The 15,426-nt window shown below is 31.4% G+C and carries 14 protein-coding genes; 6 read left to right on the top strand and 8 right to left on the bottom strand.

Translation table 11 applies throughout. The annotated features are described in order from the left end of the window. Positions 1-2: 2 nt before the first annotated feature. Positions 3-479 carry a CYTH domain-containing protein gene (locus V8G69_RS13345; protein ID WP_394882526.1) on the bottom strand — a complete coding sequence of 159 codons (477 nt, stop codon included), beginning with the start codon at positions 477-479 and terminating at the stop codon, positions 3-5. Further along, positions 476-1,138: an NAD(P)H-binding protein gene (locus V8G69_RS13340; RefSeq protein ID WP_394882525.1), complete on the bottom strand. Its 663-nt coding sequence runs from the start codon at positions 1,136-1,138 to the stop codon at positions 476-478. The genes V8G69_RS13345 and V8G69_RS13340 overlap by 4 nt, the downstream gene beginning before the upstream one ends. Before the next feature lie 42 nt (positions 1,139-1,180). Here V8G69_RS13340 and dinB point away from each other — a divergent pair, with 42 nt between their 5' ends. Continuing rightward, positions 1,181-2,278 (top strand): DNA polymerase IV, encoded by a 1,098-nt coding sequence (dinB, locus tag V8G69_RS13335; protein WP_394882524.1) that lies wholly within the window; start codon positions 1,181-1,183, stop codon positions 2,276-2,278. Between the two features lie 68 nt (positions 2,279-2,346). Here dinB and pyk read toward each other — a convergent pair whose 3' ends face one another. The 5 genes from pyk to V8G69_RS13310 form a co-directional block, all read right to left on the bottom strand. Then, positions 2,347-3,789, bottom strand: a complete 1,443-nt coding sequence (gene pyk / locus V8G69_RS13330) for a pyruvate kinase (RefSeq protein WP_394882523.1) — start codon at positions 3,787-3,789, stop codon at positions 2,347-2,349. Beyond that, complete coding sequence (locus V8G69_RS13325) at positions 3,789-4,274, bottom strand: IPExxxVDY family protein (RefSeq protein ID WP_394882522.1); 486 nt, start codon at positions 4,272-4,274, stop codon at positions 3,789-3,791. Before V8G69_RS13325 ends, pyk begins: the two co-directional genes overlap by 1 nt. A 125-nt stretch (positions 4,275-4,399) precedes the next feature. Beyond that, a complete protein-coding gene (gene rnc / locus V8G69_RS13320; protein WP_394882521.1) occupies positions 4,400-5,134 on the bottom strand; it encodes a ribonuclease III in 735 nt (244 codons plus the stop codon). A 7-nt stretch (positions 5,135-5,141) separates the two neighbouring features. Next, a complete protein-coding gene (gene fabF, locus V8G69_RS13315) occupies positions 5,142-6,392 on the bottom strand; it encodes a beta-ketoacyl-ACP synthase II (protein ID WP_394882520.1) in 1,251 nt (416 codons plus the stop codon). A 12-nt stretch (positions 6,393-6,404) separates the two neighbouring features. Then, entirely contained in the window at positions 6,405-6,638 is a 234-nt protein-coding gene (locus V8G69_RS13310; RefSeq protein ID WP_007647141.1) for an acyl carrier protein, read from the bottom strand. Between the two features lie 186 nt (positions 6,639-6,824). On the opposite strand from V8G69_RS13310, the gene V8G69_RS13305 reads away from it, so the two are divergent. The 4 genes from V8G69_RS13305 (at position 6,825) to V8G69_RS13290 (ending at position 11,059) form a co-directional block, all read left to right on the top strand. After that, complete coding sequence (locus V8G69_RS13305) at positions 6,825-7,397, top strand: phosphoribosylglycinamide formyltransferase (RefSeq protein ID WP_394882519.1); 573 nt, start codon at positions 6,825-6,827, stop codon at positions 7,395-7,397. Then, entirely contained in the window at positions 7,390-8,031 is a 642-nt protein-coding gene (locus tag V8G69_RS13300; RefSeq protein WP_394882518.1) for a viroplasmin family protein, read from the top strand. Before V8G69_RS13305 ends, V8G69_RS13300 begins: the two co-directional genes overlap by 8 nt. A gap of 56 nt (positions 8,032-8,087) precedes the next feature. Beyond that, positions 8,088-9,023, top strand: coding sequence for a PfkB family carbohydrate kinase (locus V8G69_RS13295; RefSeq protein WP_394882517.1), 936 nt, complete (start codon positions 8,088-8,090; stop codon positions 9,021-9,023). Between the two features lie 137 nt (positions 9,024-9,160). Beyond that, entirely contained in the window at positions 9,161-11,059 is a 1,899-nt protein-coding gene (locus V8G69_RS13290) for an amidophosphoribosyltransferase (RefSeq protein ID WP_394882516.1), read from the top strand. Positions 11,060-11,528: 469 nt separating this feature from the next. On the opposite strand, the gene V8G69_RS13285 is transcribed toward V8G69_RS13290, so the two are convergent. Next, entirely contained in the window at positions 11,529-12,137 is a 609-nt protein-coding gene (locus V8G69_RS13285; protein WP_394882515.1) for a superoxide dismutase, read from the bottom strand. 135 nt (positions 12,138-12,272) lie between these two features. On the opposite strand from V8G69_RS13285, the gene V8G69_RS13280 reads away from it, so the two are divergent. Continuing rightward, complete coding sequence (locus V8G69_RS13280; RefSeq protein ID WP_394882514.1) at positions 12,273-15,407, top strand: UvrD-helicase domain-containing protein; 3,135 nt, start codon at positions 12,273-12,275, stop codon at positions 15,405-15,407. Positions 15,408-15,426 lie beyond the last annotated feature (19 nt).

Here is a 15,426-nt window from a genome sequence, read left to right as displayed (position 1 = left end):
AACTAATCTTTTTCCCATGTATCATATGGTTGCTTACTTAATTGAGAATTATAATATTTAATATTTCCCGTTACTTCTTCACCAATCCAGTTAGGTTTTGTAAAAACCTCGTTTTCATGCTCTAATTCCAATTCAGCAATAATTAAACCTTCATTATCACCATGAAAAACATCTACTTCATAAATATGCTTTTCAACTTTTATTTCGTAACGTGTTTTGTCAATTACTCCAGGTTCACAAAGTTTTAATAACGATTCTGCTTCATGTTTTGAAATTTCCTTTTCCCATTCAAAACGTGTTAAACCTTCATTGTCAGATTGTCCTTTAACAGTTATAAATCCTTTATCTTCATTTAATCTAATCCTAACTGTTCTCTTTTTATCTGTGTTTAAAAACCCTTGAATAATTCTTGTTTTTTTTAATGCTTCTTGTTTAAAATCAAGCGATTTTACTAAAAACTTACGTTCTATTTCTATCATAATTTATCAGAAATTTTTTGAATTTCGTTTGATAAAATTCTACCCGATTTATAATTATTATTTGCTAACCAAATCATAGCGTTTACAATGGTTTTTGCCTGAATGGATCTATATTTTTTTAAGCTTCCCAACAGAAGAGGATTTAAAACAGTCATGAAAATCTTTCCTATTTTTTCGCTTGATCTTTTTTCTGTTCTGTTTCCAGTAATTAATGAAGGTTGAAGAATGTATGTATTCATTATTTTTTCTCTCAACACATCTTCTTCCATTTTCCCTTTGGTCCTGTTATAAAACAGTTTACTTTTTTTGTTAGCGCCTAAAGCTGAAATAACAATAAAAGTTTTTATCCCTCTTTTTACACAAATTTGTGCTAAACTCACTGGAATTCCATAATCAATTTTAAGATATGTGGCTTCATCAGGTGTTTTTGCCTTGGTTGTTCCAATGCAACAAAATACCTCATCGGCAATAAATAAATCCTCGTATTTTTCTAGTTCAAACAGATTTATTAAATGCTCTTTAATTTTTGAATGTGCTATATTGCAAGAAGTTCTACTTAAAAGTTTAATTGTTTTATACCGCTTATCATCCAAAAGTTTTTGCACTAAGATGCTGCCTGTAAGACCCGTTGCTCCAATTATAATTGCTGTTTTTGACATGGCATGTAATTCTCTTTGATAAAGATATTATATTTTTACAAGATGTCTGAGATTCCACCTATTAGAAAAATTATTCATGTAGATATGGATGCATTTTATGCGTCCGTAGAGCAAATGGATCATCCTGAACTAAAAGGGAAACCTATTGCTGTTGGTGGAAGTGAAAAACGAGGTGTTGTAAGTGCTGCTAGTTATGAAGCAAGAAAATTTGGAGTGAAAAGTGCTATGAGTGGTGTTCAGGCCAAACGAAATTGTCCAGAACTTATTTTTGTCAGACCGCGTTTTGAAAGATATCATGAAATCTCAAAAAAAATAAGAGCTATTTTTTATGATTATACCGATTTGGTTGAACCTCTTTCATTAGATGAAGCTTATTTAGACGTTACACAAAATAAAAAAGGAAACCCCAGTGCTTCATTAATTGCCAAAGAGATTAGGGAACGCATTTTTAATGAAGTAGGTTTAACTGCTTCAGCAGGCATTTCAATTAATAAATTTATAGCTAAAGTTGCTAGTGATTATAATAAACCAAACGGACAAAAAACCGTGAATCCTGAAGAAGTTATTGAATTTCTTGAACAACTTGATATTAGAAAATTTTATGGCGTTGGTAAAGTTACCGCTGAAAAAATGTACCAATTAGGCATTTTTACTGGAAAAGATTTAAAATTAAAGACCATTGACTATTTAGATGACCATTTTGGAAAGTCGGGTAGATACTATTATTATGTGGTTAGAGGTATTCATAATAGTGAGGTAAAGCCCAACAGAATTAGAAAAAGTTTAGCTGCCGAACATACTTTTAATGAAAACTTATCTAGTGAGATTTTTATGCTGGAAAAATTAGAGCGAATTGCTAGTGAAGTGTCACAAAGGTTAACTAAAAGTAAAGTAGCAGGAAAAACAGTAACATTAAAAATAAAGTATAGTGATTTTACATTACAGACAAGAAGTAAAACACTGCACTATTTCATCAATGATAAATCTTTGATTTTAGACACAGCGAAAGATTTACTGTATCAAGAAAAATTGAGTAATTCGGTTCGGTTATTGGGTATTTCAATGTCAAACCTAAATACAGAGACTAAAAAAATACCTGAACAAAAAAGTGTGAGTGTACAGTTAAAATTTGATTTTTAATTATAAAAAACGTGATTTACATTAAAAAGTAAAGTAAATCACGTTTAAATATTTTAATTAATTACTCTTTAAATTGAACTAGAGGTAATTTCTGTAACACGTAAGGTGTTAACCATTCCTTTATCTTGAATTGGCATTGCTGCTAAACTAATTAACATGTCGCCTTCGTCTAAATAACCCATTTTACAGGCAATATTATTAACATCTTCAATAGTCTCGTCTGTACTTACAAACTTGTCATAAAAAAATGCTTTTACTCCCCAAAGTAAGCTTAGTTGAGTAAGGATGCGTTTATTTGATGTAAACACTAATATATGAGATAATGGTCTCCATGCAGAAATTTGAAATGCAGTATATCCACTATTTGTTAAAGTTGAAATGGCTTTTGCATTAATTTCGTTAGCCATATTTGCTGCGTGATAACAAATTGATTTTGTAATGTATCTATTGGTACGAATATGTGGTGCTAACTGAGGCACTTTAATTAATGGAGAGTCTTCAACACTTTTTAATATGTTTGACATCTGCCTTATAACTTGAACCGGATATTGCCCAACAGATGTTTCTCCTGAAAGCATAACGGCATCAGCACCATCCATCACAGAGTTTGCAACATCATTAACTTCAGCTCTTGTTGGGGTCAAACTAGAAATCATAGTCTCCATCATTTGAGTGGCTATAATAACAGGTATTCTAGCTTTTTTAGCTCTTAACACCAATTGCTTTTGAATTAGAGGTACTTCTTCAGCAGGAATTTCAACCCCAAGATCACCACGTGCAACCATGATTCCATCACAATGTGCAACAATTTTATCAATGTTTTCTACAGCTTCGGGTTTTTCAATTTTTGCAATAATTGGAATTTTTTCATCACTGTGCTCATTAATTAAATCACGTAGTTGAATTAAATCTTCTGCATGTCGAACAAATGACAATGCAATCCAATCTACCTGCTGTTTAATGGCGAATAAAGCATCTTCAATATCTTTTTCAGTTAACGCTGGCTGAGATATATTGGTGTTTGGTAAGTTTACTCCTTTTTTAGATTTTAATGGTCCTCCTTGAATAACACGAGCTTTTACTTCACTAATTTTATCAGTTGAAACAACTTCAAAAATTAATTTTCCATCATCTAACAGAATTCGCTCTCCAGGTTTAGCATCTTGTGGAAACCTATCATAGGTCATATACACTCTCTCTTTAGTTCCTTCAAAACGTTCGCCGGTTGCAAAGACGATTTCATCACCTGGATGAACTACAACTTCTTCCTTCATAACGCCTACCCTAAGTTTGGGTCCTTGTAAATCGCCTAGAATGGCAGCGTTATATCCGTATTCTTTATTAAGCTCTCTTATTATTTTAATACGCTCTGCTACATCATTGTAATCTGCATGAGAAAAGTTTATTCTGAATACATCTACTCCTTCATCCAACATTCCTTTTAATACTTCTTTGGTACTTGATGCAGGGCCTAATGTGGCTACTATTTTTGTTTTTTTTCTGATTGGCATTAGTAAAAAATTAAATTGTCTTTAGATTTTAATTGACTTTGATCAACAGTATACGCTGTTGCTATTTGGGGAATACTTAGTATGGTATTGATAATATGTTTTTCTTTTTTAACATTAAATTCATCATCAATTTTTAATAAATAATTTACGTTTTTTAATTCGGGCAATAAATTAAAAGTTTTTGTAACACTATGAGCTGTTTCAAATAACGAACCCGAATTAGCTTTTGTAAAATCATTTATCTTACATATATTTGAAACCAAATTCCAAGTTAAAAGTTGTTTTTGGTCTTCCCATTTATATATAGAATAGGTAGATTTACCATGATTGAAATCCAAATCACATCGTTTTCTTTCAAGGTTAATTTTTAAAAACTTATTAAGAAGATATGCTAACCGGTAGTCTTCAATGGTGCAATGAATTGCTATTAAAGTAAAAACTGATTCATCAAAAATATCATCAAGAATAAGTTTGTGTATCGCCATAACTTATATAAAATCGGTGTAAATATAATATTTAAAACATTCAAATTAATAAGATTTAGGAAATCTTAATAAGAATCAACAACTAAAACGTTGTAGTAAATGGTTTTAATGAAAGAAATAAAATGTTATTTAGACATTCTTGATTGAAAGACAAAAAAGGCTCTTTTTGATGCTTTTTCTTCAGCTTTTTTCTTTGAAGTAGCTCGAGCTTTAGCTATAATTTTATTGTCAATTGATAATTTTACTGAAAAGTGCCTAACTTCATCATTACCAGTATCTTCATAAACATTATAGTCAAATTTTTTCTTTTCCTTTTGACACCATTCAATGAGTAAACTCTTATAGCTAATAACTTTCCCTTCTAATTGAGCAATATCTACGTAAGGAATTATGACACGTTTATAAATAAATTTTTCACAGAACTTGAATCCTTTATCTAAAAAAATAGCTCCTATTAAGGCTTCGAACAAATTACCATGAATATTATCTCCAAATTGTGCAGATGAAATTTTACTTTCTATAAGTTTAATGAGATTTAAATCTTTTCCTAATTCGTTTAAATGCTCTCTACTTACAATTTTAGAACGCATTTTGGTTAAATAACCTTCGTCGCCACCAGGAACTTCAAGATATAAATGTGATGCAATAACGGCTCCAAGCATTGCATCTCCTAAAAATTCTAAACGTTCATAATTAATGGCATTTCCTTCTCCATCCTTTATGTTCATAGAACGATGGGTAAATGCTGTTTTATAAATCTGTATGCTTTTAGGCTTAAACCCTAATACTTTTTTTAATTGAATAAAAAAAATCCCGTTATTGTTAAAACGGGATTTCAATATGTTTCGAATATTTTTCAATCGTTAATTATTCTAATCTCTTGAATACAACACAAGCATTGTGACCTCCAAATCCAAAGGTATTGCTCATACCTACTTTAACGTCTCTTTTTTGAGCTTTGTTTAAAGTTAAATTTAATTCAGGATCGATATTTTCATCAACAGTAGTATGATTAATGGTTGGTGGAACCATTCCATGTTCCATAGCCAATATTACAGAAATTGCTTCTATAGCGCCCGCTGCACCAAGTAAATGGCCAGTCATTGACTTTGTTGAATTAATATTAATATGTTTAGCATGATTACCAAAAACTTCTGAGATAGCCTTAAGTTCAGCTACATCTCCTAATGGTGTAGAAGTCCCGTGTGTATTTATATGATCTACATCTTCAGGTTTAAGTCCGGCATTTTCTAAACAATTTTTCATAACGGCTATAACGCCTATTCCATCAGGATGTGGTGCTGTCATATGGTAAGCATCAGAAGATAATCCGCCACCAACAAACTCAGCATAAATTTTTGCGCCTCGTTTTTTTGCGTGCTCATATTCTTCTAAAACCAGTGCACCAGCCCCTTCACCTAATACAAACCCATCTCTTGTTCCATCAAATGGACGAGAAGCAGATTCTGGAGTTTCGTTTCTGGTTGACAAAGCATGCATCGCATTAAACCCTCCCATACCTGCAATGGTTACAGCAGCCTCACTACCACCAGTTACAATTACATCACAGTGTCCTAATCTTATAGAGTTTAGTGCGTCAAACATAGCATTAGCTGAAGAAGCACATGCTGAAACTGTTGTGTAATTTGGCCCCATAAATCCATATTTTATGGATATATTGGCCGGAGCAATGTCGGCAATCATTTTAGGTATGAAAAATGGGTTGAATCTTGGAGAGCCATCACCAGATGCAAAGTTTAAAACTTCGTCTTGAAACGTTTCCAATCCACCAATTCCTGCTCCCCAAATAACCCCTACTCGCAATTTGTTTACTTCATCAAGATTTAATTTGGCGTCTGCTATTGCTTCATCAGCTGCAACCATAGCATATTGCGCAAATTTATCCATTTTGCGTGCCTCTTTTCTATCAAGAAAATCGGTAGCCTCAAAGTTTTTTATTTCGCAAGCGAATTTTGTTTTAAACTTTTCGGTATCAAAATATGTTATAGGTGCAGCACCACTTTTACCTCCAATTAAGCCTTTCCAAAATTCATCTTTGGTATTCCCAATTGGGGTTAAAGCGCCTAATCCTGTAACTACAACTCGCTTTAATTCCATAAAAGTTCTTTCTTATTTTGCAGCCTCTATATATGATATAGCTTGACCTACTGTTGCGATATTTTCAGCTTGATCGTCTGGGATTTGAATGTCAAATTCTTTTTCAAATTCCATAATTAATTCAACTGTGTCCAATGAGTCTGCTCCTAAATCGTTTGTGAAGCTAGCTTCAGTTACAACTTCGTTCTCATCAACTCCCAATTTGTCTACGATAATCGCTTTTACTCTTGATGCAATGTCTGACATAATCTTTTAATTTAAGGTTTTAATTAGTTGGCAAAAATAAAAAACTTTATTCTTAAAATACGATTTTAGTTTAAAAATGTGTTTCTAATTTATCAAATAACTTTTAAGTATTTGTGATTTACCTTCTAATTGTTAATAATTATTCTTTTTTTTGTTTGAATATTTATCACATTCTTATCTGTTTTTATGAAACGTATTGTAATTTTTGCTTCCGGGTCTGGAACTAATGCTGAAAATTTAATCAAGTTTTTTCACAACAGAGAAAATGCTTCTGTTATTCAGGTGCTTACTGACAATCCTCATGCCAAAGTTATTGAAAGGTGTAATTTACTGAAAGTTAGTTGTTTGTCTTTTAATAAAATTGCTTTTTATAGTGCTAATCATGTTTTAGATATTTTAAAAAACATTAAGCCCGACTTAATTATTCTTGCTGGGTTTTTATGGAAGTTTCCAGAATCTATTCTCAATGAGTTCCCAAATAAAGTCATTAATGTGCATCCGGCATTGTTACCAAAATATGGCGGCAAAGGTATGTACGGAATGCATGTACATGAAGCCGTAGTTGCTAATAAGGAAGCAGAAACCGGCATTACTATTCATTATGTTAATGAACATTATGATGAAGGAGCCATTATTTTTCAAGCAAAATGCACAGTTGATGATTCAGACACAGCTAATGATGTTGCATCAAAAATCCATGAATTAGAGATGGAATACTTCCCAAAGGTTGTAGAATCAATTTTGTTTCCTGATGAGTAAAAAAAAACAAAAATATTACACTGTTTGGAAAGGTCATCATATTGGTGTTTTTGAATCTTGGGATGATTGCAAAGCACAAATAACAAATTTTGAAGGAGCTCAATATAAATCATTTGAAAATTTTGACGCTGCTAAAAAGGCTCTAAAAGGAAATTATAAAGATTATATAGGAAAATCTAGCTCATTTAAAAGTGAATTGTCTCCAGAGCAACTCAAAAAAATTGGGCAACCAAATTATAATTCCATTTCGGTAGATGCTGCAGTAAGTGGAAATCCTGGTAAAATGGAATATCGTGGTGTTGACACCAAAACAAAAAAACAATTATTTATTCAAGGTCCTTTTGAAGAAGGCACCAACAATATAGGTGAGTTTTTAGCTATTGTTCACGGATTAGCGCTTCTTAAAAAAAACAATAGTGATAAAATTATTTACACCGACTCTAAAACAGCCATAAGTTGGATAAAAAAGAAGACTTGCAATACTAAACTGGAGCTAAACGAAAAAAACAAATCGCTTTTTGAGTTGGTTGAAAGAGCAGTCAACTGGTTAAAAACCAACTCCTATAAAACAGTTATTGTAAAATGGGAAACCAAAGCTTGGGGAGAAATTCCTGCCGATTTTGGGCGAAAATAAATTCGGTTTTTAGCATCTAAAAGACTTATATTTGCACAAAAATATCAACCCTCTTCATGAGTAAATTAGTCATTGTAGGTACAGTAGCTTTTGATGCTATTGAAACTCCTTTCGGTAAAACCGATAAAATACTTGGTGGTGCAGCTACATTTATTGGTTTATCAGCTTCTCAATTTGATATTGATTCTGCAATAGTTTCTGTAGTTGGAGGAGACTTTCCTCAAGAATATTTAGACTTATTATCAAGTAAAAACATTGACATTTCGGGTATTGAAATTGTGAAAGACGGAAAAACTTTTTTCTGGAGCGGCAAGTATCATAATGATATGAATACGCGTGATACGTTAGCAACAGAACTTAACACACTTGCTGATTTTAATCCTGTTGTTCCAGAAAATTATCGTGATGCCGAAGTAGTTATGTTAGGGAATTTGCATCCTATCGTCCAATCAAGTGTTTTAGATCAAATGACAACCAAACCTAAATTAGTTGTTTTAGACACCATGAACTTTTGGATGGATAGTGCGCTTGATGATTTACTCAAGGTTATTAAACGCGTTGATGTTATTACCATTAACGATGAAGAAGCTAGACAATTAACCGGAGAGTATTCATTGGTTGTTGCCGCTAGAAAAATTAACGAAATGGGGCCAAAATATGTCGTCATTAAAAAAGGAGAACATGGCGCATTATTGTTTCATAATGAAAATATATTTTATGCTCCTGCTTTGCCATTAGAAGAAGTGTTTGATCCAACTGGTGCCGGCGATACATTTGCTGGTGGTTTTGCTGGATATATTGCAAAAACAGAAGACACCTCATTTGAGAACATGAAAAATGCTGTTATTTATGGTTCTACATTAGCATCGTTTTGCGTTGAAAAATTTGGATCTGAGCGGATGAAAAACTTAACGCATGATGAAGTACATAAGCGTTTACTTCAATTTAAGAGATTAACACAATTTGAAATCGTCTTAAACGATAATTTGTAATTTTAAGTCATGGAAATTAGACGATTATATATGACCTTTAAAAAGCAAATATTAAAAACATATAAAATACAATTAACATAAGTAAACGCGCTCAAAATAGAGCGCGTTTTTTAATTACATAAAACAAATACAACAAAATGAGTGATGCTTTAAAACATGAATGCGGAATCGCTGTTTTAAGACTTTTAAAACCATTAGAATTCTACAAAGAAAAGTACGGAAGTGCTTTCTATGGTGTGAATAAGATGTATCTTATGATGGAGAAACAGCACAATAGAGGTCAAGATGGTGCTGGATTTGCGAGTATTAAATTAGACACAAAGCCAGGTGAGCGTTATATAAGCAGAGTAAGGTCTATAGCACAACAGCCTATTCAAGATATTTTTGCCCAAATTAATCAGCGTATTAATAAGGAACTAACCGAAAACCCTGAATATGTTGACAATGTTTCGCTTCAAAAAAAGAATATCCCATATATTGGAGAACTTTTTTTAGGACACGTTAGATATGGTACTTTTGGAAAAAACAGCGTAGAAAGTGTCCATCCGTTTTTAAGACAAAATAACTGGCAACACAGAAATCTTATCCTTGCCGGAAACTTTAATATGACCAATGTTAAAGAACTTTTTCAAAACCTTATTGATTTAGGTCAGCATCCAAAAGAATATACTGACACTATTACAATCATGGAAAAAATTGGTCATTTTTTAGATGATTCTGTTAGCAAAATTTATAAGGAATTAAAAAACGAAGGTTATAATAAAAATGAATGCTCGCCGCTAATTGCCGACAGATTAAATGTTGCTAAAATGCTTAAAAGAGCAGCAAAAAATTGGGACGGTGGTTATGCTATGGCCGGATTATTAGGCCATGGCGACTCGTTTGTGCTGCGTGATCCTGCAGGTATTCGTCCTGCTTATTATTATAAAGATGATGAGATTGTTATTGTAGCATCAGAGCGTCCTGTTATCCAAACAGTTTTTAACGTTAAGTATGAAGATGTTAAGGAATTGGAACCGGGTCATGCCATTATCACCAAAAAATCAGGGAAAACAGTTATTAAAAAAATATTAAAGCCGCTTGAGCGTAAAGCTTGTTCTTTTGAACGTATTTATTTTTCAAGAGGAAGTGATGCCGAAATTTATAAAGAACGAAAAATGCTTGGAAGGTTATTAATGCCTAAAGTTTTAGAAGCGATTGATAATGACATTAAAAACACCGTCTTTTCGTATATTCCAAATACTGCTGAAACATCCTTTTTTGGGATGATTGAAACTGTTGAAAATTTCCTGAACAAAAAGAAAACGGATGCTATTTTAAACGGTAGTAGAAATTTATCGGCAGAACGCGTTACAGAAATCTTATCTGAAATGCCACGAATTGAAAAAATAGCCATTAAAGATGTTAAATTAAGAACATTTATTACTGAAGATAGCAGCCGTGATGATTTGGTAGCCCACGTATATGATGTTACTTACGGTGTTATTAAACCAACTGATAATTTGGTTATTATAGACGATAGTATTGTTCGTGGCACCACTTTAAAAATGAGTATTATTAAAATGCTTAGCAGATTAAGTCCTAAAAAGATTGTTGTCGTTTCCTCAGCTCCTCAAATACGTTATCCAGATTGTTATGGTATTGATATGGCAAACCTTGAAAGTTTAGTAGCCTTTAGAGCTGCCTTGGAATTATTAAAAGAAACCAATCAATATCACATAGTTAAAGAGGTTTATGATAAATGTGTCGATCAAACTGAATTAGAAGATAAGAACGTAAAAAACTTTGTAACAGAAATTTATGAACCATTTACAGATGAGCAGATTTCAGATAAAATAGCAGAATTACTAACTGGAGAAAATGTTAAATCTGAAGTGAAAATAATTTTCCAATCCGTTGAAAGTTTACACCAAGCATGTCCAAATCATTTAGGTGATTGGTACTTTACTGGTAATTATCCAACAGTAGGTGGAAACAGGGTTGTTAACCGAGCTTTTATTAACTTTTATGAAGGCAATAAAAAAAGGGCCTATTAATTAAAAAATCATAAAATTTGGGCTATTAATCCAATAAAAACGCATTTTACCTGAAAAAAGTGCTTTTTATCTAAAAAATAAAAAAATTATCTAAAATACATATAAATTGGTATCACCATAACATAAGTAGGTTAAGTTCATGGTAGATTTGGGGCAAAAAAAGGTGAACATCTGTTCGCCTTTTTTTATGCCCTTTTATTTTTTAATTGTATTCATTTTCTAACAAATCCTTTATTTGTACCGCTTAAGCCAATATATCAGTAGTTTGACTAAATTATTTTTATTAAAACACATATCGCTATACTTTTGAATCACCATAACATAAGTAGGTTAAGTTCATGGTAGATTTGGGGCAAAAAGGTGAACATCTGTTCGCCTTTTTCATTTTATAGAATTTTTAAATTTTACACATAAAAAAATCGTTTAGAAAATTTCTAAACGATTTTAATTTTTAAGCTTTAAAAGTTAATTACTTTGCTTCGGCATAACGTCTTTCCACTTCATTCCAGTTTATTACATTAAAAAAGGCAGTAATATAATCTGGACGACGATTTTGGTAATGTAAATAATAAGCGTGTTCCCAAACATCAATTCCTAAAATTGGAGTTCCGCCACAGGTAACACCAGGCATTAATGGATTGTCTTGATTTGGTGTTGAACAAACTTCAACTTTTCCTCCTTTATGAACACATAACCAAGCCCATCCTGATCCAAAACGAGTTGCAGCTGCTTTACTAAAAGCATCTTTAAAAGCATCTACAGATCCAAAAGCTTCGATAATTGCATCTTTTAATTCACCAGACAAATATCCTTTTCCTTCTGGTTTCATAATTTCCCAAAATAATGAGTGATTGTAAAATCCACCGCCATTATTTCTTACTGCTGCATTATTCATATCTAAATTTGCTAAAATATCTTCGATAGATTTGCTTTCTAAATCGGTACCAGCTAAAGCAGCATTTAAATTATTTGTATACCCTTGGTGGTGTTTTGTATAATGTATTTCCATGGTACGAGCGTCAATATGAGGCTCTAAAGCGTCATATGCATATCCTAATTTTGGTAATTCAAAAGCCATAATTATTTTGTTTTAATTTATTAATATTTTATTTCATTCAAATTTACGCATTTACAGACAAATGGCTTCAATTATAAATAATTAATTGTTATCAACTCATTGATAGTTTTTATCTTGTATGCAAATTTCATGGTTATGCAAATTAATCCTTCTTTTACAATTTATAATGCATCTGCAGGTAGCGGAAAGACTTATACGCTTGTAAAAGAATATCTTAAAATACTATTCAAATCAAATAAAAAAGAACCTTTTAAGCACATTTTAGCTGTTACGTTTACAAATAAAGCGGTTGCTGAAATGAAAGAACGGGTTATTGATACTTTAAAACAGTTTTCGGATAGAACCATTTTAGATGACCCAAATAGAATGTTTTGTGCAATTTGTGATGAGTTACAGCTTCAGCCAACAACACTTCATGAAAAATCTATAAAACTTTTAGAAGCCATTATTCATAATTATGCGGCTTTTGATATTTCAACTATTGATGGTTTTACGCATAAACTAATAAGAACATTTGCTCACGATTTAAAACTTCCTTTAAATTTTGAAGTTGAACTAGACCAAGATTCTCTATTAAATGAAGCTGTAGACAGCCTAATATCGAAAGCGGGAATAGAAAAAAATCTCACTAAAGTATTGGTGGATTTTGCTATTGAAAAAGCCGATGATGATAAAAGTTGGGATGTGTCTTATGATTTTAATAAAATTGCAAAGCTTTTAGTGAACGAAAATGATATTCCGTTTATTGAAACACTTAAAAATAAATCCATTGCCGATTTCAATTCACTTAAATTATTATTAAAAGATAAATTAGAACTTACAGAAGCAGCTATTGTTGAAAATGCCAAAAATGTTTTAACCTTAATCGAAGAATGTGGATTAGAATTTAAAGATTTTTCAAGTGCTTATTTACCAAAACATTTTGAAAATTTAGCTAATAAAAAATATGCTTTAAATTTTGAAGCAAAATGGCAAATAGATTTACTTGAAAACAATCCGCTTTATCCAAAACGAGTTACTCAAGATATAGCATCAATTATAGACACTATTCAAGGCCAATTAATTTCAGCTTTTATTGAAACTAAGCAAGCCGTTTTTCATCTTAAATTTTTAAAATCCTTTTACAAAAACATCACACCATTATCTGTTTTAAATGCCATTAATAAAGAACTTAAAACCCTAAAAGATGAGCAAAATAAAATGCTTATTTCAGAATTTAACAGCATTATAAGCAATGAAATAAAAAATCAGCCAACACCTTTTATTTATGAGCGAATTGGCGAAAAATTCAATCACTATTTTATTGATGAATTTCAGGATACTTCTGTTTTACAATGGGATAATTTAATTCCGTTAATAGACAACTCCCTTTCTACCGAAAAAGGAAGTGCCATGATCGTCGGTGATGCCAAACAAGCTATTTATCGTTGGCGTGGTGGAAAAGCAGAACAGTTTATCAATTTGTTCAACAAAAACAAAAACCCTTTTCAAGTAGAACAAAAGGTATATAACCTTCCAACCAATTACAGAAGTTTTAAAGAAATAGTAAGTTTTAATAATGACTTTTTTAAATATTTAGCTTCAGAAGTGTTTTGCAATAAAGATTATGAAACCCTTTATCAAAATGCAAATCAAGACTTTTCCCTAGGAGAAAATGGATACGTAAATCTTTCTTTTCTTGAAATTGCTAAAGAAGATGATAGAGATGAGATGTTTTCTGAAAGCGTATTAAAAACAATAAACAGCTGCATTGATAACAATTATAAGCTTCAGGATATTTGTGTTTTAGTAAGAAAGAAAAAAGAAGGGGTTGCTATTGCCAATTATTTGAGTCAGCAAAATATTCCTATTATTTCTTCTGAAACCTTGTTGATTTGTAATGCTCCCGAAGTTGCCTTTATTAATAATGTGCTTACACTTTTAGTTCAACCAAAAAACAATGAGATAAAGGCATCTCTTCTAAATTACTTAACCACCCTTTTTAATATTGATGATAAGCATGAGTTTTTTAGCAATCACATAAATTTATCAATAACACAATTATTTAAAAAATTTGAAGATTTTGGCGTTTATATTAACAGTAATGCATTATTGCAACTTTCACTTTATGAATTAACCGAAACAATTGTAAGAAGCTTTAATCTGGTTAAAAAATCAAATGCATATGTTCAGTTTTATTTAGACATTGTTTTAGAATACGTTCAAAAGAAAGGTTCAGATATTTCGGGGTTTTTAGAGTATTTCAACAAGAAAAAAGACTCTTTAAGTATTGTGTCTCCAAAAGGACAAAATGCTGTTCAAATTATGACCATTCACAAATCAAAAGGGCTCGAATTTCCTGTTGTTATTTTTCCCTACGCCGATTTGGATATTTACTTTGAAAAAGAACCAAAAGAATGGTTCCCTTTAGAAAATGATACTTACAACGGGTTTTCACATACACTTTTAAATTACAATAAAGATTTTGAATTCTTTGGAAATGAAGGCTTAGACATTTATAATAAACACCAATCTGAACAAGAATTGGATAATATCAATTTGCTTTATGTAACCTTAACTCGGGCAATTGAACAATTGTACATCATTTCAAAAAAAGATATTTCTTCAAAAGGAGAGGTTAATCAGAAAAAATATTCGGGATTATTTATAAATTATCTTACCCATTTAGGGTTATGGAATGACTCTGATTTAACATACAGTTTTGGAAATTGTGAAAAAATCTATGAAAGCTCTTCTGAAAGTTCAGAATTACAAGAACTGGAATTTATTTCAACAGCAAAAGAAGATCACAATATAAAAATTGTCACAAATTCTGGTTATTTATGGGATTCCAGTCAGCAAGAAGCCATTGAAAAAGGGAATCTTATTCATAATATCATGTCGCATATCAACACGAAAGACGATGTTGATTTTGTATTAAATGATTTTGTGGAATCCTCTATTATTGATAAAGACCAAGCCCATATTCTTAAAAAAAACGTCTTAGAAATTATAGAACATCCAAATCTTAAGGATTGTTTCATTTCAGAACATCAAATTTACAATGAACGTGATATCATTACGAAACAAGGTCAAATTTTAAGACCAGATAGAGTGGTTATTAATTCGAAAAAAGAAGCAATCATTCTTGATTACAAAACGGGTCAGGAAGATAAAAGTCATATTCAACAAATAATTTCCTATCAAGATGTATTAGAATCAATGAATTTTAAGGTTGTTAAAAAATTTCTTGTTTATATAAATGATGTCATTCAAGTAAAAGAAATATAACTTTGTAAAAAAATAAAAA

The organism is Gaetbulibacter sp. M235 (assembly GCF_043876835.1).
GTDB lineage: Bacteria > Bacteroidota > Bacteroidia > Flavobacteriales > Flavobacteriaceae > Yeosuana.
Note: the sequence above shows the minus strand (reverse complement) of the source record. Positions and strands in the feature narration are given on the sequence as shown.

What these genes read in the sequence shown, in the direction of transcription:
- dinB (WP_394882524.1), top strand. Translation starts at nt 1,181, where the DNA reads ATGTCTGAGATTCCACCTATTAGAAAAATTATTCATGTAGATATGGAT.
- V8G69_RS13285 (WP_394882515.1), bottom strand. Translation starts at nt 12,137, where the DNA reads ATGGCTTTTGAATTACCAAAATTAGGATATGCATATGACGCTTTAGAG.
- V8G69_RS13325 (WP_394882522.1), bottom strand. Translation starts at nt 4,274, where the DNA reads ATGGCGATACACAAACTTATTCTTGATGATATTTTTGATGAATCAGTT.
- V8G69_RS13280 (WP_394882514.1), top strand. Translation starts at nt 12,273, where the DNA reads ATGCAAATTAATCCTTCTTTTACAATTTATAATGCATCTGCAGGTAGC.
- V8G69_RS13340 (WP_394882525.1), bottom strand. Translation starts at nt 1,138, where the DNA reads ATGTCAAAAACAGCAATTATAATTGGAGCAACGGGTCTTACAGGCAGC.
- V8G69_RS13305 (WP_394882519.1), top strand. Translation starts at nt 6,825, where the DNA reads ATGAAACGTATTGTAATTTTTGCTTCCGGGTCTGGAACTAATGCTGAA.
- V8G69_RS13300 (WP_394882518.1), top strand. Translation starts at nt 7,390, where the DNA reads ATGAGTAAAAAAAAACAAAAATATTACACTGTTTGGAAAGGTCATCAT.
- fabF (WP_394882520.1), bottom strand. Translation starts at nt 6,392, where the DNA reads ATGGAATTAAAGCGAGTTGTAGTTACAGGATTAGGCGCTTTAACCCCA.
- V8G69_RS13345 (WP_394882526.1), bottom strand. Translation starts at nt 479, where the DNA reads ATGATAGAAATAGAACGTAAGTTTTTAGTAAAATCGCTTGATTTTAAA.
- V8G69_RS13295 (WP_394882517.1), top strand. Translation starts at nt 8,088, where the DNA reads ATGAGTAAATTAGTCATTGTAGGTACAGTAGCTTTTGATGCTATTGAA.
- pyk (WP_394882523.1), bottom strand. Translation starts at nt 3,789, where the DNA reads ATGCCAATCAGAAAAAAAACAAAAATAGTAGCCACATTAGGCCCTGCA.
- V8G69_RS13290 (WP_394882516.1), top strand. Translation starts at nt 9,161, where the DNA reads ATGAGTGATGCTTTAAAACATGAATGCGGAATCGCTGTTTTAAGACTT.
- V8G69_RS13310 (WP_007647141.1), bottom strand. Translation starts at nt 6,638, where the DNA reads ATGTCAGACATTGCATCAAGAGTAAAAGCGATTATCGTAGACAAATTG.